General features: G+C 63.1%; 21 protein-coding genes. 19 read left to right on the top strand and 2 right to left on the bottom strand.

Annotated features, from left to right (window positions below; all coding sequences use genetic code 11):
* Nucleotides 1-188 precede the first annotated feature (188 nt).
* The 5 genes from miaB (at nucleotide 189) to AC0NIE_RS00690 (ending at nucleotide 4575) form a co-directional block, all read left to right on the top strand.
* Nucleotides 189-1610, top strand: a complete 1422-nt coding sequence (gene miaB, locus AC0NIE_RS00710; RefSeq protein ID WP_473483878.1) for a tRNA (N6-isopentenyl adenosine(37)-C2)-methylthiotransferase MiaB — start codon at nucleotides 189-191, stop codon at nucleotides 1608-1610.
* A gap of 83 nt (nucleotides 1611-1693) precedes the next feature.
* Nucleotides 1694-2686, top strand: a complete 993-nt coding sequence (locus AC0NIE_RS00705) for a PhoH family protein (protein ID WP_287305617.1) — start codon at nucleotides 1694-1696, stop codon at nucleotides 2684-2686.
* 12 nt (nucleotides 2687-2698) lie between these two features.
* Nucleotides 2699-3205 carry an rRNA maturation RNase YbeY gene (gene ybeY / locus AC0NIE_RS00700; protein WP_473483875.1) on the top strand — a complete coding sequence of 169 codons (507 nt, stop codon included), beginning with the start codon at nucleotides 2699-2701 and terminating at the stop codon, nucleotides 3203-3205.
* A gap of 27 nt (nucleotides 3206-3232) precedes the next feature.
* Nucleotides 3233-4306: a hemolysin family protein gene (locus tag AC0NIE_RS00695; RefSeq protein ID WP_473483872.1), complete on the top strand. Its 1074-nt coding sequence runs from the start codon at nucleotides 3233-3235 to the stop codon at nucleotides 4304-4306.
* Between the two features lie 17 nt (nucleotides 4307-4323).
* Nucleotides 4324-4575 (top strand): VOC family protein, encoded by a 252-nt coding sequence (locus AC0NIE_RS00690; RefSeq protein ID WP_473483869.1) that lies wholly within the window; start codon nucleotides 4324-4326, stop codon nucleotides 4573-4575.
* 138 nt (nucleotides 4576-4713) lie between these two features.
* Here AC0NIE_RS00690 and AC0NIE_RS00685 read toward each other — a convergent pair whose 3' ends face one another.
* Nucleotides 4714-6132, bottom strand: a complete 1419-nt coding sequence (locus AC0NIE_RS00685) for an FAD-binding oxidoreductase (RefSeq protein WP_473483866.1) — start codon at nucleotides 6130-6132, stop codon at nucleotides 4714-4716.
* Nucleotides 6133-6306: 174 nt separating this feature from the next.
* On the opposite strand from AC0NIE_RS00685, the gene AC0NIE_RS00680 reads away from it, so the two are divergent.
* The 5 genes from AC0NIE_RS00680 (at nucleotide 6307) to trmB (ending at nucleotide 11881) form a co-directional block, all read left to right on the top strand.
* The gene (locus AC0NIE_RS00680) at nucleotides 6307-7005 is read left to right on the top strand and encodes a winged helix-turn-helix transcriptional regulator (protein ID WP_473483864.1); all 699 of its coding nucleotides are present in this window, start codon (nucleotides 6307-6309) and stop codon (nucleotides 7003-7005) included.
* A gap of 330 nt (nucleotides 7006-7335) precedes the next feature.
* Nucleotides 7336-8952, top strand: a complete 1617-nt coding sequence (gene lnt, locus AC0NIE_RS00675) for an apolipoprotein N-acyltransferase (protein ID WP_473483862.1) — start codon at nucleotides 7336-7338, stop codon at nucleotides 8950-8952.
* Nucleotides 8953-9089: 137 nt separating this feature from the next.
* Complete coding sequence (locus AC0NIE_RS00670; protein ID WP_473483859.1) at nucleotides 9090-9509, top strand: helix-turn-helix domain-containing protein; 420 nt, start codon at nucleotides 9090-9092, stop codon at nucleotides 9507-9509.
* Nucleotides 9510-9878: 369 nt separating this feature from the next.
* Nucleotides 9879-11168, top strand: coding sequence for a methionine adenosyltransferase (metK, locus tag AC0NIE_RS00665; RefSeq protein WP_095488070.1), 1290 nt, complete (start codon nucleotides 9879-9881; stop codon nucleotides 11166-11168).
* 11 nt (nucleotides 11169-11179) lie between these two features.
* Nucleotides 11180-11881, top strand: coding sequence for a tRNA (guanine(46)-N(7))-methyltransferase TrmB (gene trmB / locus AC0NIE_RS00660; RefSeq protein ID WP_473483857.1), 702 nt, complete (start codon nucleotides 11180-11182; stop codon nucleotides 11879-11881).
* An 81-nt stretch (nucleotides 11882-11962) separates the two neighbouring features.
* Here the strand turns inward: trmB and AC0NIE_RS00655 are convergent, their stop codons facing one another.
* The gene (locus tag AC0NIE_RS00655) at nucleotides 11963-12127 is read right to left on the bottom strand and encodes a hypothetical protein (RefSeq protein ID WP_473483854.1); all 165 of its coding nucleotides are present in this window, start codon (nucleotides 12125-12127) and stop codon (nucleotides 11963-11965) included.
* A 286-nt stretch (nucleotides 12128-12413) separates the two neighbouring features.
* Here AC0NIE_RS00655 and rimP point away from each other — a divergent pair, with 286 nt between their 5' ends.
* From rimP to pnp, 9 genes are all read left to right on the top strand, one after another.
* On the top strand, nucleotides 12414-13058 hold the full coding sequence (gene rimP / locus AC0NIE_RS00650; RefSeq protein WP_473483852.1) for a ribosome maturation factor RimP: 645 nt from the start codon (nucleotides 12414-12416) through the stop codon (nucleotides 13056-13058).
* A 47-nt stretch (nucleotides 13059-13105) separates the two neighbouring features.
* Entirely contained in the window at nucleotides 13106-14701 is a 1596-nt protein-coding gene (nusA, locus tag AC0NIE_RS00645) for a transcription termination factor NusA (protein WP_352951398.1), read from the top strand.
* Between the two features lie 38 nt (nucleotides 14702-14739).
* On the top strand, nucleotides 14740-15390 hold the full coding sequence (locus AC0NIE_RS00640; protein WP_473483849.1) for an RNA-binding protein: 651 nt from the start codon (nucleotides 14740-14742) through the stop codon (nucleotides 15388-15390).
* Nucleotides 15387-17951: a translation initiation factor IF-2 gene (gene infB / locus AC0NIE_RS00635; RefSeq protein WP_473483847.1), complete on the top strand. Its 2565-nt coding sequence runs from the start codon at nucleotides 15387-15389 to the stop codon at nucleotides 17949-17951. The genes AC0NIE_RS00640 and infB overlap by 4 nt, the downstream gene beginning before the upstream one ends.
* A 125-nt stretch (nucleotides 17952-18076) precedes the next feature.
* Nucleotides 18077-18502, top strand: a complete 426-nt coding sequence (gene rbfA, locus AC0NIE_RS00630; RefSeq protein ID WP_473483845.1) for a 30S ribosome-binding factor RbfA — start codon at nucleotides 18077-18079, stop codon at nucleotides 18500-18502.
* A complete protein-coding gene (truB, locus tag AC0NIE_RS00625) occupies nucleotides 18502-19464 on the top strand; it encodes a tRNA pseudouridine(55) synthase TruB (RefSeq protein WP_473483842.1) in 963 nt (320 codons plus the stop codon). The genes rbfA and truB overlap by 1 nt, the downstream gene beginning before the upstream one ends.
* 44 nt (nucleotides 19465-19508) lie before the next feature.
* The gene (gene corA / locus AC0NIE_RS00620) at nucleotides 19509-20603 is read left to right on the top strand and encodes a magnesium/cobalt transporter CorA (RefSeq protein ID WP_473483840.1); all 1095 of its coding nucleotides are present in this window, start codon (nucleotides 19509-19511) and stop codon (nucleotides 20601-20603) included.
* 167 nt (nucleotides 20604-20770) lie between these two features.
* On the top strand, nucleotides 20771-21055 hold the full coding sequence (gene rpsO, locus AC0NIE_RS00615; RefSeq protein WP_407660271.1) for a 30S ribosomal protein S15: 285 nt from the start codon (nucleotides 20771-20773) through the stop codon (nucleotides 21053-21055).
* A gap of 409 nt (nucleotides 21056-21464) precedes the next feature.
* Nucleotides 21465-23612, top strand: coding sequence for a polyribonucleotide nucleotidyltransferase (gene pnp, locus AC0NIE_RS00610; RefSeq protein WP_473483838.1), 2148 nt, complete (start codon nucleotides 21465-21467; stop codon nucleotides 23610-23612).
* Nucleotides 23613-23785: the final 173 nt, after the last annotated feature.

The raw sequence follows: 23785 nt of genomic DNA, 5'->3' as shown, positions 1-23785 counted from the left end.
ATCCTTTGCGCGTCCAAGAGGACGCGCGGTGCTGGAGCATTTTGCAGCCAAGTGGAATCACTTGGCGTCGCACAAATGCGGCTAAAACAAACAGATAGAGCGGGATGCCCCCGTTCAATCCAAATGCATCCCGCTCTACGGGCAGAATCGTCTGTTTTTTGTCGGGGAAAGGCGTTAGAAGCCGCCAGATGGAATTAAATACGATAGAACGGGACGACATCGATACTGCCGCCGAAAGTGCGGTCGTACCGTCTGCCGCAAGCAGGAAGGTCTTCGTCAAGACCTATGGCTGCCAGATGAACGTCTACGATTCGCAGCGCATGACCGACGCGCTGGCCGCCGACGGCTATGTGGCGACGGACGCCATCGCCGATGCCGATCTGGTGCTGCTCAACACCTGCCATATCCGCGAGAAAGCCGCCGAAAAGGTCTATTCCGAACTCGGCCGCATTCGTGAGATGAAGGCCGAACGGGCTCGGGCCGGCCGCGAGATGCTGGTCGGTGTCGCCGGCTGCGTGGCGCAGGCCGAGGGCTCCGAGATCATCCGCCGCTCGCCGGCCGTCGATCTGGTCATCGGCCCCCAGACCTATCACAGGCTGCCGCATGTGCTGGCACGGGTGCGCGGCGGCGAAAAGATCGTCGAGACCGACTATGCCATCGAGGACAAATTCGAGCATCTGCCGCAGCCGAAACGCGCCGAGATCATCAGGCGCGGCGTCACGGCGTTTTTGACCGTGCAGGAGGGCTGCGACAAGTTCTGCACCTTCTGCGTCGTGCCCTATACCAGAGGCTCGGAAGTGTCGCGGCCGGTGGCGCAGATCGTCGCCGAGGCCGAGCGGCTGGCGCAAGCCGGCGTGCGCGAGGTGACGCTGCTTGGCCAGAACGTCAATGCCTGGCATGGCGAGGGCGAAGCCAAAGGGGGCAAGACCGAGGAATGGGGTCTTGGCCGCCTGCTGTTCCGGCTGGCCGAGATTCCCGGGCTGGCGCGGTTGCGCTATACCACCAGCCACCCGCGCGACATGGACGACGAATTGATCGCCGCCCACCGTGATTTGCCGGCACTGATGCCCTATCTGCATTTGCCTGTGCAATCCGGCTCCGACCGCACACTCAAGGCGATGAACCGCAGGCATACGGCAAAGGACTATCTGACGCTGCTCGACCGGATCCGCGCCGCGCGGAGCGATATAGCGCTTTCGGGCGATTTCATCGTCGGCTTTCCCGGCGAGACGGAGGCGGATTTCGAGGCGACGATGGACCTTGTCCGCCAGGTGAACTATGCCTCGGCCTTCTCCTTCAAATATTCGCCGCGCCCCGGCACGCCGGGCGCAGAAATGGCCGATCATGTGCCGGAAGCCGTCAAGGACGAGCGCCTGCAGCGGCTGCAGGCGCTGCTGCTGAAGCAGCAGCAGGATTTCGGCGCGAGCCTGGTCGGCAGCACCATCGATACGCTGATCGAGAAGCCGGGCCGCCAGGCCGGCCAGAAGGTCGGCCGCTCGCCGTGGCTGCAGCCGGTTATTGTTGATGAAATGTCCGGCGAAATCGGTGAGATTATCCAGGTACGAATCACGAAGACGGGTTACAACAGCCTGTTCGCCGAATTGGCCTGAAGGTCTCGGCAGATGAGGAGAGACGGTTGAGCGCTGCGGAAGTGAAGAACCTGCCCCAGAACCTACCATCGGGGGCTTCGGATATGGCGCACATCGTTCTGACTTTCGACAACAACAAGCTTGCCAGCGCCCTTTATGGCCAGTTCGACGAAAATCTGGCCAGGCTTGAGCAGAAGCTTGGCGTCGATATCCGCTCGCGAGGCAACCAGCTGACCATCAAGGGCTCCGCCTCGGCCGCCGAGCAGGCGCGCCGCGCCCTGGATAATCTCTACGGCATTCTCCAGAAAGGCGCTGACATCGGCCAATCGGACGTCGACGGCGCCGTGCGCATGGCGATCGCCGCCGACGACCAGCTGACGCTGCCGACGCTGGAGCGCAAGGGCAAGGTGTCCGCCGCCCAGATATCGACGCGCAAGAAGACGATCTATGCCCGTTCGCTCAACCAGGACGCCTATATGCGCGCGCTGGAGCGGTCCGAACTCGTCTTCGGCATCGGCCCGGCCGGCACTGGAAAAACCTTCCTCGCCGTGGCGCATGCGGCGATGCTGCTCGAACGCGGCATGGTCGAGCGCATCGTGCTGTCGCGGCCGGCCGTCGAGGCCGGCGAGCGGCTCGGCTTCCTGCCCGGCGACATGAAGGAGAAGGTCGATCCCTATCTGCGGCCGCTCTACGACGCGCTTTACGAGATGATGCCGGCCGACAAGGTCGAGCGGGCGATAGCCGCCGAGGTGATCGAGATCGCGCCGCTGGCCTTCATGCGCGGCCGCACGCTGGCGCACTCCGCCGTCATCCTCGACGAGGCGCAGAACACCACGCCGATGCAGATGAAGATGTTCCTGACCCGTCTCGGCGAGAATTCACGCATGATCGTCACCGGCGATCCGACCCAGATCGACCTGCCGCAAAACACCAAATCCGGTCTGGTCGAGGCGCTCAGGATCCTCGACGGCGTAACCGGCATGGTGACGGTGCGCTTCAACGAAGGCGACGTCGTCAGGCATCCGTTGGTCGCCGAGATCGTCAAGGCCTACGACCGCGACGGCAAGCTGGCCCGGGGCCTCGGCGCCGAAGGCTGATGATGCGGCCTTATGGCTGAGGACAAAAAGTCTGTAGGCGGGGACCTTCCGGTTCCCGTCGACATCGACATAGCGGTCGAAGCGGGCGACTGGCCGGATGAGGTCGCGCTGACGCGGCTGGTCGATCGCGCCGTCGCCGCTGCGTTTGCCGAAACCGGCGCGGCCGGCTATTCCGAGCTCAGCATCGTCTTTTCTGACGATGCCCATACCCGCAGCCTCAATGCCGGTTGGCGCGGCAAGGACAAACCGACCAACGTCTTGTCTTTCCCGGCTTTTCCGCTCGCGAAGGGCGGTCCGCTGCCCCCCATGCTGGGCGACATCGTGCTGGCCGCCGAGACGGTCGCGCGGGAAGCCGCACTGGAAGACAAGCCTGTCGAGAACCATATCATCCATCTCGTCATCCACGGCCTGCTGCATTTGCTGGGCTACGATCACGAGACCGACGCCGAGGCCGAGGAAATGGAAGCCGTCGAACGCGCAGCACTTGCGAGGCTTGCCATTCCCGATCCCTACGCGTAACTAAAAAGATCAAATGACCGGACGACGATGAACGACAAACCAGAGACTGCCGCCCGCCCAGACGCCGGCAGTGCGACCAAGCCATCCGAACAGACGGAAGAGGGCTCTAGTCCGAGTACCACGACCGGCAGCTTCGCCAGCGAGCCATCGCCTGCCGGTCCTTCCCTGTTCGATCGCGTGCTCGGCCTGTTCAGGCAACGCAACGGCACCAGCCTGCGCGAGGAGATCGCCGACGCGCTTGCCGAAACGGCGAGCGATCCCGGATCCTTCTCGCCCGGCGAGCGGGCCATGCTCAACAACATCCTGCGCCTGCGCGAGGTGCGCGTCGAGGACGTCATGGTGCCGCGCGCCGATATCGAGGCGGTCGAGATCACCACGAACCTGGGCGATCTTCTGGGTCTGTTCGAGCAGTCCGGCCATTCCCGCATGCCGGTCTATTCGGAAACGCTCGACGACCCGCGCGGCATGGTCCACATCCGCGACGTGCTCGCTCACATCACCAAGGTCGCCCGCGTCAGGAAGGGCAGGACGACCAGGAAAGCCGCCGCCACCACGCTTCTCGATCTTGCCAAGGTCGATCTCGCGCGCACCATCGGCGACCTGAACCTGATCCGCCCGGTGCTTTTCGTGCCGCCGTCGATGCTCGCCTCCGATCTCATGGGGCGAATGCAGGCGATGCGCACCCAGATGGCGCTGGTCATCGACGAATATGGCGGCACTGATGGTCTGGCCTCGCTTGAGGATATCGTCGAGATGGTGGTCGGCGACATCGAGGACGAGCATGACGAGGACGAGCCGATGATCACCCAGACCGGCGAGGGCGTGTTCGTCGTCGACGGCAAGGCCGAGATCGACGAAGTCACCAAGATGATCGGCGAGGATTTCGCCGCCGGCGAGCATGGCGAATATGTCGACACGATCGGCGGCATGATCTTCAACACGCTTGGCCGTGTTCCGGCCCGCGGCGAAGTGGTGCAGGCTATACCTGGTTTCGAATTCCTTGTGCTCGACGCCGATCCACGCCGCGTCAAGCGCGTGCGCATCGTGGAGACCCAGAAGGGCGAGCGCCGCCGGCGCGCGGTGCGCGCCGAGCAGGCCTGAGAGACGCCGCTCGCCCGATGACGGTCGACGATCCGTTCAAGCACTCAACCTTTGGCTTCGGCATGTTCTACAAGAATCCGCGCGCCGCATTGATCTGGCTTGAAAAGGCTTTCGGATTCGAGCCAAGCATGGTGGTCAGCGACGCTGATGGCAGGCTCGTCCATTCCGAGATGCGGTTCGGTGACGGCTATATCATCGTCGATGCCGAATGGGCCGACCACGTCGCCAGCCCCGCGTCGGTCGCCGGCAAGAACACGCAGTCGGTCTAAGTGCGCCTCAAGGACGGCATTGATGCCCACTGCGATGCTCAATTGGGAAGATGCGCCGATACCGGCCTAGCGCCCGGTTATGCACTCGCCCAGGCGCCTCCGGCAGCGTCGCACCCATCCAACACCACCCCAAATTTATCAAGTATCGCCCGCGCCGTCGGAACCGCTCACACCGGCACTCAGCCCCGGGCGGATGTTCTGGTTATGGTGGAAGACGTTGTCGGGGTCGTACGAGGACTTCACGTCAGCCAGCCGGTCAAAGACGGAGTCGCCGTACGCCTCTCGGACCCGGCCCGGGTCTTCGTCGCCGCCGAGGAAATTGACGTAGACGCCTTCGCGGAAGCGGCCGAGAGCGGCGAGGAACCCCCTCGTCCAGGCCGTCTCTCGGTCGCCGAAGTCCTCGCCGGGCCGCCACGCAGCGTGGACGATGATCGCGTGCGACGCTTGCCGGTTCCCGAACGCCGTCGCGCCCTCGGCCACTCGGCTCACCGCCCCCTTCAGATGGAACATTGCCACATACGACCGTGGCGACGAGCAGGAGAATGCGTGCCCGGCGATCACGTCGATGAGGTCGTCGCGGAGCGCGGGGAGGTGGGTGGCCTTCCAGTAGTAGTTCCAACCGTGGAGGACGGTCGAGTCGAGCGCGCTCTGGAATACCACGTACGGCTTGGGCCCGGCCAGATCGAGGAGGGGAGTCCGAAATGTGCGGAGCGGGCGGAGCGCCTTCTCACCGTCCTCGATCGGCCCGGCGTAGCACGCGCCCACCATCACCACCGGGCGCCAGTGCAGTTCCTCGGGAATGACCGATAGAGGCGGCACGGTGCAGAATTTTACGACCGTGCCGAGCTCGTCGGGAGCGTCGCGGATGAAGTCGCGGTAGAAACGGAGGACCTCCCCGGCGTCGCTCGCGTCCCAGAGGATAGGCCCGGCCAGAACCGTGGGCTCGACGGGGTGGAGGCGGAACTCGAACGAGGTGACCACGCCGAAGTTGCCGCCGCCGCCGCGCAACGCCCAGAACAGGTCGGGGTGCTCGTCCTCGGACGCCCGCAGCCGCTCGCCGTAGGCCGTCACGACGTCGGCGGCGAGGAGGTTGTCGACCGCGAGGCCATGCTTTCGCATCAGCCAGCCGATGCCACCGCCGAGGGTGAGCCCGGCGACTCCGGTATGGCTCACGATTCCGCCGGTGGTGGCCAGGCCGTGCGCCTGCGTCTCGCGGTCGACGTCGCCCCACAGCGCGCCACCCTGCACCCACGCCCTGCGGCCGGCGGGATCGACCCGCACGCCCCGCATCGCCGAGAGGTCGATGACGATACCGTCGTCGCAAACGGCGGTGCCCGCCACGCCGTGACCTCCGCCCCGTATGGCGATCTCCAGATTGTGGTCGCGAGCGAAACGCACGGCCGCGACCACGTCGGCGGTTCCGATGCATCGGGCGATCAGATGCGGGCGCCGGTCAATGGCGCCGTTCCAGATTGCACGGGCGACATCGTAGTCGGCGTGGCTGGCATTGATCAGCCGGCCTCGGAACCCGTCGATTTCCACGACGGTTGGCTGCATGCTCCCGTGGTGGGCTTCTGCGTACGTTGTTGTCGTCATAGGTGTCGTCATCGTGTCCTCCTCACGTCGAGAGAGGCCACATCGGACCACGGCGGGCCGCCGCCGTATAGTCAACAATCTGGACTCCACAATCGGAGGCGGATGCGCAACACTGCTGTTGTGAGGACGTCCGTCATGAGGACATACGGCCAGTACTGCCCCATCGCCCGTGGCGCCGAGATTTTCGCCGAGCGCTGGACGCCGCTGATCATCCGCAACCTGTACCTTGGCTGCGGAAGCTTCAGCGAGATCCTGGAGGGCGCGCCCGGACTCTCCCGTACCCTGCTCTCAGAGCGGCTCAAGCAGCTCGAATGGGTCGGTGTCGTCGAGTCGAATCCCAAGCCAGACGGGCGCGGGCGCCACTACGAGCTCACGTCGGCGGGCCACGACCTCTTCACGGTCTGCCAGTCGCTCGGCGAGTGGGGCGCGCATTGGCTCGAGATCGCCCCCCAGCACCAAGACCCCTTTGTGGCCCTGTGGTCGATGTGCAAGGCGCTCCGCCGGGACCGGCTCCCGGATCGACGCGTCGTCATCCGCTTCGACTTCACCGGCCGCCCACACCGGGAGCGCTATTGGCTACTCATCGAGCTCGGAGACACAGAGATCTGCAAGACTTACCCTGGCTTCGACGAGGACCTCTACATCACGGCGGAAGCCGAAGCTTTCGTCAAATGGCACGCCGGCCAGCTCAGTTGGTCCCAAGCCACCCGCGAGGACCGAATCCAGCTCGACGGGGACCTGTCGCTCGCAAGAGCCTTCCCGACCTGGAACGCCCGCAGCATGTTCGCCCACATCATGCCGGTCTCCCGCACCGTCACGAGTCATGCAGGTTGACATTCCGGATGCGGCCTCCCGATGCGGCACCGCACCGCCGGCGTGTGACGTGAACAAACTCCCATACCTCACATGCTATCCGGAATGGAAAGCCGCCGGATTGCCGATCGTCTGATATTTACATAATTCGAAGCACTGATGCCGAGAGCGGGCGTATTACCAAGGTCCGAAGACATCCAGTGTTTTGCCATTGGCTCGACGATTGCGAATGATAGCAACGGGTCGCGAGCCGAAATTCAATCCGGCACGCAGGCTGAAGCGTGGCCGTTTGGAACGTGGACCGCAGCCTGATAAATCTTCTGCCGTGATTCGAACGACTCGGAAGCATTGATGAAGCGCCTGGCCGGCCGGATAATTCTGCTGTGGGGTTGGCGTCGCGCCCTTGTGGCGTTTCTTGCCGGGGCGCTGGCGGTTCTTGCCCAGGCGCCTTACGATTTCTTCGCCGTCGGTTTCGTTTCGTTTCCGCTGCTGGTCTGGCTTCTCGACGGCGCGACCGGCGAAGCTTCCGATGGTTGGTTCCGGCGTTTGCGGCCGGCTTTCGCCATCGGCTGGTGGTTCGGCTTCGGCTATTTTCTCGCCGGCCTGTGGTGGATCGGCTCGGCACTTCTGGTCGAGGCCGACAGTTTCGCCTGGGCGCTTCCCTTCGCAGTGGTCGGAATTCCGCTGGCGCTCGCTTTTTTCTACGGCTTCGCAACAGCGGTTGCCCGGCTGCTGTGGAGCAACGACATCGGCCGCATCGCTGCTCTTGCCTTCGGCTTCGGCCTGGCCGAATGGCTGCGCGATTTTCTGTTCACCGGGTTCCCGTGGAATGCCGTCGGCTACGCGGCGATGCCGGTGCCCTTGCTTATGCAGAGCGTGTCGGTGACCGGCATGGTCGGCATGAACGCGCTGGCGGTCTTCGTCTTTGCACTGCCGGCCCTGCTTGCGGCGGGCCGGCATGTCCGCCTGGGAGCTGCACTGCTTGCCGTTCTCGTCGCGGCCCATGTCGGCTTCGGCTATGTCAGGCTTGCTGCCAAGGTCGAGCCCGCAACCCGCGCAATCGACGTCCGCATCGTGCAGCCGGCTGTCGACCTCAGCGAGAAGTGGGACGCTTCCGTGCCCGACCGGATCTTCGCCACGCTGATGGGGCTTTCGGCCAAGGCGCCAGAGGCCGGCCCAGGGACTGGCCCAGAGACTGGTCATCACAAGCCGCAATTGATTCTGTGGCCGGAAACCTCCGTGCCGTTTTTTTTCGCCGAACGTCCCGATGCGCTGACCGCGCTGGGAGAGATGCTTGGCGACGGCCAGATGCTGATCGCCGGCGTCGTCCGGGAGGAGGGCGGCTCGGCGGCAGATGCCGACAGGCGGTACTACAATTCGGTGGTGGCGATCGACGACAAAGGTGAAATCGCAGATGCTGTCGACAAGGTTCATCTGGTGCCCTTTGGCGAATATCTGCCGTTTGCCGACCTGCTTGGCCGCTTAGGGCTCAAACAGCTCGTCGCCGGGCCGACGACCTACGCGGCCGGCAATGAGCGGCATCCGATCACGCTGTCCGGTGGCATCCGCATGCTTCCGTTCATTTGCTATGAAGTCATCTTTCCCGATCTGGTGGCGATTGACGCTACGTCAGCTGAGCTTATTGTGAATGTCACGAACGACGCGTGGTTCGGTGACACGCCGGGTCCATACCAGCATTTCAGGCAGGCGCAGGTTCGTGCTGTGGAGAACGGGGTGCCCTTGTTGCGTGCAGCCAATAACGGCATCTCCGCTGTCGTCGATCCGCGCGGGCGCATCCTCGATGCACTGGCGATCGACGCACGCGGAGCCGTCGATGTCCATGTTCCGATTTCCAATCAAGCCATCGTTTCTTCCAGCCAAAGACGCATTAACGGACTGCTGATCTTGTTGCTGTTTGCCCTGGCCGCTTTCACATTGAATGTAAGGCAAAAGCTACGGGCGAATTGACAGTCGACACATTAGAAACTCATACTGTAACGGCCTGAAATTTCTCGAAGTCGGTACGTCGTTGTGTTGGGGCACTGGCCGCCGGCTTCGTTTGGGCAGAAAAACACAAAAAGCCGGAAAAATTCGGCGAGGAAAAAATGGCAGAAGAAAACAAGAAGAAGCCGAATCCTATCGACATCCATGTCGGAAGTCGCATCAGGCTTCGTCGCAATATGTTGGGAATGAGTCAGGAGAAGCTGGGCGAGAACCTCGGCATAACGTTTCAGCAGATACAGAAATACGAAAAGGGGACCAATCGCGTTGGCGCCAGCCGGTTGCAGGCAATCGCCTCGATACTCGGCGTTCCCGTCGCTTTCTTTTTCGAGGACGCGCCGGGCCAGGAGACCGTGGGCAACCGCGGATTTGCCGAGGATGCATCAATGGCTTTTGCCGTCGAATTCTGCGGCACTCCTGAAGGTCTTCAACTCAATCGTGCCTTCGTCAAGATCGGCGACGTGAAGATACGCCGCAAGATCATCGAGCTTGTGAAAGCCCTTTCCACCGACGAAGTCGATTGATTTGGGCCGACTGAGGCGGCCTTTGAAAAGCCGGAAATGGCGAGGCCGTCATAGCAGGGCAGGCAAATTCTCGCGAGCTCGCGCATCGTGGAATTTACATCCCATAGGCATGCCGGAGAGCGGATCGATTTTGCTCGACGCCCATGCTCAAAGTCTTTTTCATCAACGTGTTGAAGCTAAGCACGGGTTTGGAGCTGGGCACGCTGGCGGCATCCTGCCGCCGGTCACAGCCGGTCGCAGTTGGTATAAGATAATAGCGCGATTTTTACACCAGAATGACCGCACCGCTTGACGAGCGCCGCCCGGCACAGCTAACACGTGGCGCGCCAATCGGCAGCGTGCCGATATTTTTTTCAAGAGGGGACACCCGTGACGCGGCAAAACTATCTATTCACCTCGGAATCCGTTGCCGAGGGTCATCCCGACAAGGTTTGTGATCGTATCTCCGACGAGATCGTCGATCTGGTCTATCGCGAGGCCAGAAAGACCGGCATGGACCCTTGGAAGGTCCGCGTCGCCTGCGAAACGTTGGCAACCACGAATCGCGTCGTCATCGCCGGCGAGGTGCGCGTCCCCGAGACGCTGCTCAAGAAAGACAAGGCCGGCAACATCCTGATGGATGCCGCCGGTCATCCGCTCGTCAATCCAGCGAAATTCAAGTCGGCCGCCCGCAAGGCGATCCGCGAAATCGGCTATGAACAGGCCGGTTTCCACTGGAAGACGGCAAAGATCGAGGTTCTGCTGCACGGCCAGTCGCCGGATATCGGCCAGGGCGTCGACAATGCCTCCGACCGGCAAGGCGAGGAAGGGGCCGGCGACCAGGGCATCATGTTCGGCTATGCCTGCCGCGAGACGCCGGATCTGATGCCGGCACCAATCTACTACAGCCACAAGATCCTCGAATTGCTGGCCGCCGCGCGCCATGAGGGCAACGGCGATGCCGGCCGGCTCGGGCCGGACGCCAAGAGCCAGGTCACCGTCCGCTATGTCGACGGCAAGGCGGCGGAAGTGACGCAAATCGTGCTGTCCACCCAGCATCTCGACGCCAGCTGGGATTCGAAGAAGGTCCGCAACGTCGTCGAACCCTATATCCGCGAGGCGCTGGGCGAGTTGAAGATCGCCGACAGCTGCAACTGGTACATCAACCCGACGGGCAAATTCGTCATCGGCGGGCCAGACGGCGACGCCGGCCTGACCGGGCGCAAGATCATCGTCGACACTTACGGCGGTGCTGCACCCCATGGCGGCGGTGCTTTTTCCGGCAAGGACACCACCAAGGTCGACCGTTCCGCAGCCTATGCGGCACGCTACCTCGCCAAGAACGTGGTGGCCGCCAAGCTCGCCGATCGCTGCACCATTCAGCTTTCCTATGCCATTGGCGTCGCCCAGCCGCTGTCGGTCTATGTCGACCTGCACGGCACCGGCAAGGTCGATGAGGCAAAGCTCGAGCAGGCGCTGCGCACCGTGATGGACCTGTCGCCGTCCGGCATCCGCCGTCACCTCGATCTCAACAAGCCGATTTACGCCAAGACGTCGTCTTATGGCCATTTCGGCCGCAAGGCCGGCCGCGACGGGTCCTTCTCCTGGGAAAAGACCGACCTCGCCAAGGCGCTCAAGGATGCACTCGCCGAAGCGCCCGCCGAAGCAGTCGCGGCCTAGCCGCGGCGTCCATGGATCCGAAAGACCGGCCAAGCCGTGCGACCGAAGCATTTTTCGGTCGCCGGCGCGGCAAGACCATCCGTCCGCAGCAGGCAGCGGCACTGGAAAGCGGCTTCAGCACCTACCGGCTCGATCTGACGGCTGGACCGCCGGCCGAATTGCGCAGCCTGTTCGAAGCCGATGTCCGCGCCATTCATCTCGAAATTGGTTTCGGCGGCGGCGAGCACCTGCTGCATCGGGCGACGGCGGCTCCTGAGACCGGTTTTGTCGGCGTCGAGCCTTTCGTCAACGGCATGGCCAAGCTGATGATGGCGGTCAGGGAACGGCCGCTTGCCAATCTTCGGGTCTATGACGACGACGCCACACGCCTGCTCGACTGGCTCCCGCAAGCCTCGCTCGACGGCATCGACCTGCTCTATCCCGATCCCTGGCCGAAGAAGAAACACTGGAAGCGCCGCTTCGTCAGTCCGGTCAATCTCGACCGTTTCGCGCGCGTGCTGAAGTCAGGCGGAAAATTCCGCTTTGCGTCCGATATCGACAGCTATGTGAACTGGACGCTGCTGCACTGCCGGGCACATGATGCGTTTGCGTGGCAGGCTGAAGAGGCAGCCGACTGGCAGCGGCCCTATGAGGGTTGGCCGGGTACCCGCTACGAGGCCAAGGCCATTCGCGAAGGCCGGCGGCCGGCCTATCTCACCTTCGTCCGAAGATAGGCATATTTCGTTAAGCATCGCGCATCGCGCGCTTTGCCTTCGACGAGGACCAAAGATGTCCTCGCCCTGCGGTCGCCGGTCTTAGAAGCGGCCGATCTTGTGGAAGGCGGCCGGATCCATGCCGAGATTGCGCAGATCGTGCGCGCGCGGCTTGCGGCCGGCTTCGACGGCGTGCGAAGCGGCGACGGCGCTGCCGAACACGGTGAAGAAATCGCCGATGGCCGAGAAAACCTTGCGGTTGGTCATGATTATGCCCTTTCGCCTGCTGCTATGCGTGATTGGATTTGTGCAGCGCAACATAGATAGGCGCGTATTGCCTGATATCACAGGGACGTCGCCGCATGGCGGCCATGCGCCCTGTGCAAGGCTGCCGCCGCCGGCAGTTTCGCCCGGCCCTGCATACGGACTTGAAACGACGGCCGCGATCGTCTATATCAAGCTCAAATTCTTGGTCGGTATGGCGAAGAGTGGGTCCACCCGGTCCCGCTCTTTTTTGTTACCTTCCGACCGCCAATGAAGCCACAGGAATCGAATGACGGCAACGGCAACCGACGGCGACGACCGCATCATCCGCGAAAGCGGCATCGATGCGCGCATCGCGCTGATCGTGCAGCCGGTGCTGCGTGCCATCGGCTTCCGCCTTGTCAGGGTGCATCTGACGGGCCAGAACGGGCTGACGCTGCAGATCATGGCCGAGCGCGAGGACGGCACCATGACCGTCGAGGATTGCGAAGAGGTCAGCCGGGCGGTGTCGCCTGCGCTCGATGTCGATGATCCGATCGAAAAGGCATATCATCTCGAAGTGTCGTCGCCGGGTATCGACCGGCCGCTGGTCCGTAAGTCGGATTTCGCGACCTGGACGGGTCATCTGGTGAAGATGGAAACCTCGGTCCTTGTCGCCGACCGCAAGCGCTTCAAGGGCAAGATCGCCGAGAGCGACGCGGACGGCGTGCTGATCGAGCGCGACAAGGCGGCCTATGGCGAACAGCCGACGGTGCGTGTGCCCTACGATGCGATTGCCGAAGCACGGCTGATCCTGACCGACGACCTTATCCGCGACGCACTGTCGAAGGACAACAGGGCGCGCAAGGAAGCTAAGAAGCGCCGCGGCGAACCCGAAGACGCGCCAGAGGGCGTAGAAGCGGGCGCGGAAGATGAAACCGAACAGGAAATGTGATTGGGCTGCCGGGCGCAAGGCTCGGCAACAAGCTCGGGAGAAAAACGATGGTTGTAAGCGCCAACAGACTTGAACTGCTGCAGATCGCCGATGCGGTCGCGCGTGAAAAGTCGATCGACAAGTCGATCGTCATCGCCGCCATGGCCGATGCGATCCAGAAGGCGGCGCGCTCGCGCTATGGCCAGGAAACCAACATCCGTGCCGACATCAATCCGAATACCGGCGAGATGAAGCTGCAGCGGCTGATGGAGGTGGTCGAGAAGGTCGACGACTATGCGACGCAGATCGCCATTTCCTCGGCGCGCGAGCGCAATCCCGACGCCCAGCTCGGCGACTTCATTGCCGAACAGCTGCCGCCGATGGATTTCGGCCGCATCGCCGCCCAGTCGGCCAAGCAGGTCATCGTGCAGAAGGTGCGCGAGGCCGAGCGTGATCGCCAATATGACGAGTACAAGGACCGCATCGGCGAGATCGTCAACGGCACCGTCAAGCGCGTTGAATACGGCAATGTCATCGTCGATCTCGGCCGCGGCGAGGCGATCATCCGCCGCGACGAGCTGATCCCGCGCGAAAACTACAAATATGGCGATCGCGTCCGCGCCTATGTCTATGACGTGCGCCGCGAGCAGCGCGGTCCACAGATATTCCTGTCGCGCACCCATCCGCAGTTCATGGCGAAGCTGTTCACCATGGAAGTGCCGGAAATCTACGACGGCATCATCGAGATCAAGTCGGTCGCCCGCGATCCGGGTTCGCGCGCCAAGATCGCCGTCATCTCGCGTGACAGTTCCATCGATCCGGTCGGCGCCTGCGTCGGCATGCGCGGCAGCCGCGTTCAGGCAGTGGTCGGCGAATTGCAGGGCGAGAAGATCGACATCATTCCGTGGTCGCCTTCGGCCGCTTCCTTCATCGTCAACGCGCTGCAGCCGGCGGAAGTCGCCAAGGTCGTGCTCGACGAGGACGCCGAACGCATCGAGGTCGTGGTGCCGGACGACCAGCTGTCGCTGGCCATCGGCCGCCGCGGCCAGAACGTCCGGCTCGCCTCGCAGCTCACCGGCTGGGATATCGACATCCTGACCGAGCAGGAAGAGAGCGAGCGCCGCCAGAAGGAGTTCGTCGAACGCTCGGCTCTGTTCATGGATGCGCTCAACGTCGACGAGATGGTCGGCCAGGTGCTCGCCTCCGAAGGCTTCACCAGCGTCGAGGAAGTCGCCTATGTCGATGCTGACGAGATCGCGTCGATCGACGGCTTCGACGAGGACACCGCCTCGGAAATCCAGGCCCGCGCCCGCGAGTATCTGGAGAAGATCGAAGCCGAGCATGACGAGAAGCGCAAGGCGCTGGGCGTCAAGGACGAGCTGCGTGAGATTCCCGGCGTGACCACCGCCATGATGGTGACACTCGGCGAGGACGGCGTGAAGACGATCGAGGATTTCGCCGGCTATGCGGCCGATGACCTGACCGGCTGGAAGGAACGCAAGGACGGCGAGACGAAGGTGTTCCCCGGCGTGCTCGCCAGTCACGGCGTGTCGCGTGCCGATGCCGAGCAGATGGTTCTGGCCGCCCGCCTCAAGGCCGGCTGGATCACCGAAGACGAGCTTGCAGCCGAAGACGTGACGGCTGACGAAGCCGTTGGTGCGTGAGGTGAAACCGCATCGCACACAACCCGCCCTTGGACGAGATGAACGATCGCACTTGCATCGTCACGCGCAGACAAGCCGAACCGGATGAACTGATCCGTTTCGTCGTCGGCCCGGATTCGGCCGTCGTTCCGGATATCAAGAAAAACCTGCCCGGCCGCGGTTGCTGGGTGACCGCCGACCGCCTACATATCGACAAGGCGGCAGCGAAGAACCTGTTCGCTCGCGCCTTCAAGGCGCAGGTGACCGTGCCGACAGATCTCGGCGGCATGGTCGACGGGCTGCTTTCCAGATCCGCTCTGGGCATGCTCGGTCTTGCCCGCAAGGCAGGCGCGATCGCGCTCGGCGCCACCAAGGTCGAGAGCGCGGTGCGTGGTGGGCTGGCGCTTTTCGTGTTGCATGCGACCGAGGCGTCAGATGACGGCGTCCGCAAGATCAGCCAGGCGCGACGGGCAACCGTCCGCCTTGGCGGCCCCGCCATCCCTGCCTACAAACTTTTCTCCGAGGCCGAGTTGAGCTTGGCATTGGGGGGTACAAATGTGATACATGCTGCCGTTCTCGCGGGAGACGCGGGCAGGGCGGTCCAGAAGCGCATGGTTGCGCTCGACCGATATCGGGGCGGTTCCCCGGACGATCTGGCAATGCTTGCGGCCGTTGCTGACGAAGATGATGCCGCAGAGGATATGGAATGAACGATACGAAATCGGGCGACGACAAGACGTTGAGTGTTACGCCGAAGAAGACTTTGACGCTGAAGCGCCCCGGTACGGAACAGGGCACCGTGCGCCAGAGCTTCTCGCATGGCCGCACCAAGGCGGTCGTGGTCGAGACCAAGAAGCGCAAGTTCTCGCTGCCCGGTGACAAGCCGGAGCCGGCCGCTGCCCCGTCCGTCTTCACGCCGAAGCCGCCGGTCGTGGCAGCGCCCGTTGTGCAGGAGGCGCCCAAGGCGCCGCCGCCTCTGCCGCCGGTCGAACGCGGCGGCATGGTGCTGAACGAATTGTCGCGCAACGAGATGGAGGCGCGCCGCCGGGCCCTTGAGGGCTCGAAGGTGCGCGACGTCGAGGATCGCCAGCGCGCCATCGACGAGGCCAAGCGCCGCGCCGAGGATGAAGAGCGCCGCCGTCGCGAGCGCGAGGAATCCGCGCGCCGCCAGGCCGAGGAAGAAGCCCGGCTGCAGGCCGAAGCGGAGTCCCGCCGGCGTGCCGAGGAAGAGGCGCGCCGCCGCGCGCCGCTGGCTGCCGAACTGGCGACGGTCGACGACGAGGACGTCAAGCCGAAGCGCACCGGCGCCGGAGCGCCGGTGCGCCGTCCGGTCACGCCCGAAGTGGCGCGTCCGGCCAAGCCGACCAAGGGCGAAGAAGATCGCCGCCGCGGCAAGCTGACGCTGAATGCCGCACTTTCCGATGAGGATGCGCGAGCGCGTTCGCTGTCGTCGATGCGTCGGCGCCAGGAGAAATTCAAGCGCGCGCTGCATAATGAACCGCGCGAGAAAGTCATGCGCGAAGTGATACTGCCCGAAACCATCACCATCCAGGAGCTGGCGCAGCGCATGTCCGAACGCGCCGTCGATGTGGTCAAGTTCTTCATGAAACAGGGCCAGATCCTGAAGCCAGGCGACGTCATCGACGCCGACACGGCCGAGCTGGTCGCCACCGAATTCGGCCACACGGTTCGCCGCGTCGCCGAGTCCGACATCGAGGAAGGCCTGTTCAACATCGCCGATCGTCCCGAAGATCTCGAGCCGCGTCCGCCGGTGGTGACCATCATGGGCCATGTCGATCACGGCAAGACGTCGCTGCTCGATGCCATCCGCAATGCCAATGTCGTGTCCGGCGAGGCCGGCGGCATCACCCAGCATATCGGCGCCTATCAGGTCGAGAAGAACGGTCATAAGATCACCTTCATCGACACGCCCGGCCACGCCGCCTTCACGGCGATGCGCGCCCGCGGCGCCCAGGCGACCGACATCGCCATCCTCGTGGTGGCGGCCGACGACAGCGTGATGCCGCAGACGATCGAATCGATCAGCCATGCCAAGGCGGCCGGCGTTCCGATCATTGTGGCGATCAACAAGATCGACAAGCATGATGCCGACCCGCAGAAGGTGCGTTCGGAACTGCTGCGCCACGAAGTCTTCGTCGAATCGATGGGCGGCGAGGTGCTGGACGTCGAAGTGTCGGCGACCAAGGGTACCAATCTCGACAAGCTGCTCGAAGCGATCCTGCTGCAGGCCGAAATCCTCGACCTGAAGGCCAATCCGGACCGCACCGCCGAGGGCGTCGTCATCGAAGCCCAGCTCGACAAGGGCCGCGGCCCCGTCGCCACCGTGCTGGTCCAGACCGGCACCCTGATGCCTGGCGATATCCTCGTTGCCGGCAACGAATGGGGCCGGGTGCGCGCGCTGGTCAACGACCGCGGCGGGCAGATCAAGGAAGCGCCGCCGGCGATGCCGGTCGAGGTGCTCGGTCTGCAGGGAACCCCACAGGCCGGCGACCGCTTCGCCGTGGTCAACAACGAAGCCCGCGCCCGCGAGATCACCGAATACCGCCAGCGTCTGGCGCGTGAGAAGGCGGTGGCCAAGCATGCCGGCCAGCGTGGCTCGCTCGAACAGATGATGTCGCAACTGCAGACGAGCGGGCTGAAGGAATTCCCGCTGGTCATCAAGGGCGACGTGCAGGGCTCGATCGAGGCGATCAGCGCGGCCCTGGACAAGCTCGGCACCGACGAGGTGCGTGCGCGCATCGTCCATGCGGGCGCCGGCGGCATCACCGAAAGCGATGTGTCGCTGGCGGAAACCTCGGGTGCCGCGATCATCGGCTTCAACGTCCGCGCCAATGTGCAGGCGCGTGCTGCTGCCGCGGCGGCAGGCATCGAGATCCGCTACTACTCGATCATCTACAACCTCGTGGATGACGTGAAGGCGGCGCTCTCCGGCCTGCTTTCGCCGGAGCGTCGCGAGACCTTCATCGGCAATGCGGAGATCCTCGAGATCTTCGACATCACCAAGGTCGGCAAGATCGCCGGCTGCCGTGTCACCGAAGGCAAGGTCGAGCGCGGTGCGGGCGTTCGCCTGATCCGCGACAACGTCGTCATCCACGAAGGCACGCTGAAGACCCTGAAGCGCTTCAAGGACGAAGTCGCGGAAGTCCCGGGCGGCCAGGAATGCGGCATGGCCTTCCAGAACTACGAAGACATGCGCGTCGGCGACGTCATCGAGTGCTTCCGCGTCGAGATGGTGACCAGGACGCTCTGAGTTTCGAGCAACTTGAGTTCGAGCATCTACTGAGACCGGGCGGTGGTCGAAAGGCTGCCGCCCAAAGCATATGAGACATGCGGCGCGGTCCCATCCCGTGCCTCACGATTTCAGGATAGAGAAAAATGCCCCGTTCAACCACGTCAGGTCCATCCCAGCGCATGCTTCGCGTCGGCGAGCAGGTGCGCCATGCGCTGTCGGAAACCTTGCAACGCGGCGAGATCATCGATCCGCTGGTCGAGAACGCCGTGGTTTCGGTCTCGGAGGTGCGCATGTCGCCCGATCTGAAGATCGCCACCGCCTTCGTCTCGCCGCTCGGCGCTGGCGATGCCGATGCGGTGGTCGAAGCGCTCAACAAGCATGCGAAATTCATCCGCGGCCGCGTTTCCGGCGCGCTCCGGCAGATGAAGTACATGCCGGAATTCCGCTTCCGGCTCGACACCAGCTACGACAATTTCCAGAAGATCAACGAATTGTTGCACTCGCCCGAAGTGGCGCGCGATCTCGGCCCCGGCGACCAGAATAAACACAACGACAAGGACGAAGAATAGTGGCGCGTCGCGGCAAGAAGAAGGGCCGGCCGATCTCCGGCTGGCTGGTGCTGGACAAGCCCGTCGGCATGGGCTCGACCGAAGCCGTCTCCAAGATCAAATGGTTGTTCCAGGCGGAAAAGGCCGGCCATGCTGGCACGCTCGACCCGCTCGCTTCCGGCATGCTGCCGATTGCGCTCGGCGAAGCGACCAAGACCGTGCCCTATGTCCAGGATGGCGCCAAGGTCTACCGCTTCACGGTTGCCTGGGGTGAGGAGCGTTCGACCGATGACCTCGAAGGGCCGGTGACGAAAAGCTCCGACCAGCGTCCGGCAGAAGCCGATGTGCTTTTGCTGATGCCGAAATACACCGGCATCATCATGCAGACACCGCCGCAATTTTCGGCCATCAAGATCGCAGGCGAGCGCGCCTATGACCTTGCCCGCGACGGCGCGACGGTCGACATCCCGGCGCGGGAGGTCGAGATCGGCCGTCTCGACCTGATTGAGCACAGTGCGGATCGCACCATTTTCGAGGTCGAATGCGGTAAGGGCACCTATGTGCGCTCGCTGGCCCGCGACATGGGCCGCGACCTCGGCTGTTTCGGTCATATCGCCGAACTGCGCCGGATCGAGGTCGAGCCGTTCACGCAGGAAGACTTCGTCACCATCGCCGAGCTGGAAGCCGCTCGATTCGGCGAACAGGGCGATGAACGTTCGGATTCAGCGGACACGGTGCCGGTCGATTTCGACGCCATCGATGCGCTTCTGGTCGACACATCGGCCGCGCTCGACTGCCTGCCGCAAATCGCGATCAGCGACGACGCTGCAACAAAAATCCGCCTCGGCAATCCGGTCATCATCCGTGGCCGCGACGCGCCGGTGGAAGCCGAGGAAGCCTGCGCTACGGCGCGCGGCAAGCTGGTCGCCATCGGCGCCGTCGAACAAGGCATGTTCAAGCCGAAGCGGGTCTTTGCCGGGTGAGTCCCGTCGTCTAATCTCGATCAGACGTAACATCCGAGGGGCACATGGCAAAGGCCGAGACGATCAAGAAGCGGGCGCCGGTGACAGCGCGGCGGCCGCCGGTCGGCGCATCACCGGGCACGCTGATCGCCGACCCCGCGGCGCGGCGCAGCGAACTGCGACTGACGCTGATGTCGCCCGACAAATTCGAGACAATCGAAAATGCCAGCATCGACGACGTCAACGCTCATTGCGACACATGGCCGGTCATTTGGCTCGATTGTACCGGTCTCGCCAACATCCCGCTGATCGAGGAGATCGGCCGGATTTTCAGCCTGCATCCGCTGGCGCTGGAAGACGTCGTCAACACCGGCCAGCGGCCGAAGGTGGATTTCTTCGAGGACCATGCCTTCGTCGTCGTCAGGATGATCGACGATGTCACCGCGCATCGTTACGAGCAGATCGCGGTCTTCTTCGGCAGAAACTTCGTCGTCACCTTCCAGGAGCGCGAAGGCGATCCGTTCGATCCCGTGCGCAAGCGCATCGAAAGCTCAATGCCCAACCGGCTGCGCGCACGCGGCGCTGACTACCTCGCCTATGCGGTGATCGACGCCATCGTCGACAGCTATTTCCCGCCGATCGAGACTGCCGGCGAATTGGTCGACAGCATCGAGGATCAGATGCTGCGCGCGGCGGACAAGCACCAGATGCGGCGGCTTCACGAGTTGCGGCGCGACGCCAATGTGCTGAAGGGGGTGCTTTGGCCGATGCGCGATGCGCTGGCGACGCTGATCCGCAACGACGTGCCCTATGTGAAGCCCGAGACCAAGATCTTCCTCAACGACACGCTCGATCACTCGCTTCGGCTCATCGAACTGGTCGAAACCCAGCGCGACATGCTGACCGGTCTGATCGAGATGCATCTGTCGCTGAGCCAGGCGCGCACCAGCGATGTCATCAGCTATCTGACGATCGTCTCGGTGATCTTCATCCCGCTCACCTTTCTCGCTGGCGTGTGGGGCATGAACTTCGATCCCGAAACCTCGCCATGGAACATGCCGGAGCTGAAGGCCCAATACGGATATCCGGCGGCGCTCGTGTTCATGGCCGTTGTCGCGCTCGGGCTTGTTGCCTTCTTCAGATGGAAGAAATGGCTTTAGCCGAAGGGAAATCTTCGTTTGTGCAGGAAAAAGCCGGCTTGTGAATTGGGCTGGTGTTTTTGCCTGAATTGCACTATATGCGCCGCAGCATCGTGCAATGACACGTTGCTTGTACCGGCCCCTGCTGGACGACATCCCGGCCGAGGGCGTCCCGTTTCCTCAAACAGATAAGGAAAAACACGATGTCGATTACTGCCGAGCGCAAGAAGGAATTGATGGGTGAATTCGCAACCGCCAAGGGCGATACCGGGTCCCCGGAAGTCCAGGTGGCCATCCTTTCCGAGCGCATCAAGAACCTGACCGACCATTTCAAGGACCACAAGAAGGATAACCATTCCCGCCGTGGTCTGCTCGCTCTCGTCTCCCAGCGCCGCAGCCTGCTTGATTATCTCAAGCGCAAGGATGACGCGCGCTATCAGACGCTGATCGAGAAGCTCGGTCTGCGCCGTTGACGAATTGACCGGCGGGTTCTTTCGAGGGCCCGCCGGTCGCGCATTGGAGCAGGTCCATTGCTCTAATGAAGGAAGTAGAGCGCCGCGCATCGATCTGGACGCGCACATTAGGACGCTCTGAAACTTTGAATTTGCGCAAGGCATTTTCCGAGAGCCGCGGTTTTCGGGGTCATGCGCAAGGCCAGTCGGATCGATTGGCCAGACCCGGTTTCGAGATAGCACAGGGCCATTCGAAACCGCCCATGGACGGTCATGGGGCAGGATTGCAGGACGCTCGCCCGGCACCGCGCCGGATTTACCCGAGCTTCCCGTTGTCTTGCCCGTGGCTGCCCGAGAAACGAAGCCAAGGGAAAGGGGCACTCGCGCACGGTGAAACGGCGCGGCCCTTTCCGCATATGAAGGACAAGACATGTTCAATCACCACAAAGTGGAAATCGAATGGGGCGGCCGTCCGCTCATCCTCGAAACCGGCAAGATTGCGCGCCAGGCTGACGGCGCGGTGCTTGCCACCTACGGCGAAACCAAGGTTCTCGCCACCGTCGTTTCGATGAAGGAACCGAAGCCCGGCCTCGATTTCTTCCCGCTGACCGTCAACTATCAGGAAAAGACCTATGCCGCCGGCAAGATCCCGGGCGGCTATTTCAAGCGCGAAGGTCGTCCGAGCGAAAAGGAAACGCTGGTTTCCCGCCTTATCGACCGTCCGATCCGCCCGCTCTTCGCTGACGGTTACAAGAACGACACGCAGATCGTTGTCACCGTCGTCCAGCATGATCTCGAAAACGACCCGGACATCCTGTCGATCGTCGCCACCTCGGCGGCCTTGACGCTGTCCGGCGTTCCTTTCATGGGTCCGATCGGCGGCGCCCGCGTCGGTTACATCAACGGCGAATATGTGCTCAATCCGCATGTCGACGAGATGCAGGAATCCAAGCTTGACCTGATCGTCGCCGGCACCTCCGACGCCGTGCTGATGGTCGAGTCCGAAGCCAAGGAACTCGGCGAGGACCTGATGCTCGGCGCCGTTATGTTCGGCCATCGCGGCTTCCAGCCGGTGATCGACGCGATCATCAAGCTGGCCGAGGTCGCCGCCAAGGATCCGCGCGATTTCACCGCGCCGGACTATTCGGCGCTTGAAGCGGAGATGCTGAAGATCGTCGAAGGCGAGCTTCGCGATGCCTACAAGATCACCGACAAGCAGAAGCGCTATGCCGCCGTCGACGCCGTAAAGGCGAAGGTCAAGGCTGCGTTCGCACCCGCCGAAGGCGAGGAAGCAAAATACACGTCCGAACAGATCGGCACCGTGTTCAAGGAGCTCCAGGCCAAGGTCGTGCGCTGGAACATCCTCGACACCGGTTCGCGCATCGACGGCCGCGATCTGAAGACGGTCCGCAAGATCGTCTCCGAAGTCGGCGTCCTGCCGCGTACCCACGGCTCGGCGCTGTTCACCCGCGGCGAGACCCAGGCGCTAGTCGTCGCCACGCTCGGCACCGGCGAGGACGAGCAGTATGTCGATTCGCTGACCGGCATGTACAAGGAGAAGTTCCTCCTTCACTACAACTTCCCTCCCTATTCGGTCGGCGAAACCGGTCGCATGGGTTCGCCCGGCCGCCGCGAAATCGGTCACGGCAAGCTGGCCTGGCGCGCGATCCGCCCGATGCTGCCGACATCAGACCAGTTCCCCTACACGCTGCGCGTCGTCTCGGAGATCACCGAGTCCAACGGTTCGTCGTCGATGGCCACCGTCTGCGGCACCTCGCTGGCGCTGATGGATGCCGGCGTTCCGCTGGCCAAGCCGGTCGCCGGCATTGCCATGGGTCTCATTAAGGAAGGCGAGCGCTTCGCGGTGCTCTCCGACATTCTCGGCGACGAGGATCATCTCGGCGACATGGACTTCAAGGTTGCCGGCACCGCCAACGGCATCACCTCGCTGCAGATGGACATCAAGATCGAGGGCATCACCGAGGAGATCATGAAGATCGCGCTGGACCAGGCCAAGGACGGCCGCCAGCATATCCTCGGTGAAATGGGCCATGCGCTGTCCGGCGCGCGTGCCGAACTCGGCGAATTCGCGCCGCGCATCGAGGTCATGCACATCCCGACCGACAAGATCCGCGACGTGATCGGCTCGGGCGGCAAGGTCATCCGCGAGATCGTCGAAAAGACCGGCGCCAAGATCAACATCGAGGACGACGGCACGGTCAAGATCGCTTCGTCCAATGCCAAGGAGATCGAGGCGGCGAAGAAGTGGATCCACACCATCGTCGCCGAGCCGGAAGTCGGCGAAATCTACGAGGGCACGGTCGTCAAGACCGCCGACTTCGGCGCTTTCGTCAACTTCTTCGGTCCGCGTGACGGCCTCGTCCACATCTCGCAGCTCGCTACCGATCGCGTCGCCAAGACCTCCGACGTCGTCAAGGAAGGCGACAAGGTCTGGGTCAAGCTGATGGGCTTCGACGAACGCGGCAAGGTCCGCCTGTCGATGAAGGTCGTCGACCAGGCCACGGGCAAGGAAATCGTCCGCGACAAGAAGGCCGAAGGCGAAGAAGACGCCGCCTGAGCGATTTAGAGCGACGTGCGTCCAAAATGGACGCACATAGTACGCTCTAAGGCTTTGAATGTTCGCATCGTGCTTTCCGAAATCGATTCCGATTCGGGCCGATGCGAAGCGATACAATCGAAACGGGCGCGCCGACAGGTCGCGCCCGTTTTCATTTTCTAGACAAGCCAGCT

It is taken from the genome of Mesorhizobium sp. WSM4842 (assembly GCF_055901575.1).
This window is presented reverse-complemented; position numbering and strand designations above follow the sequence as displayed.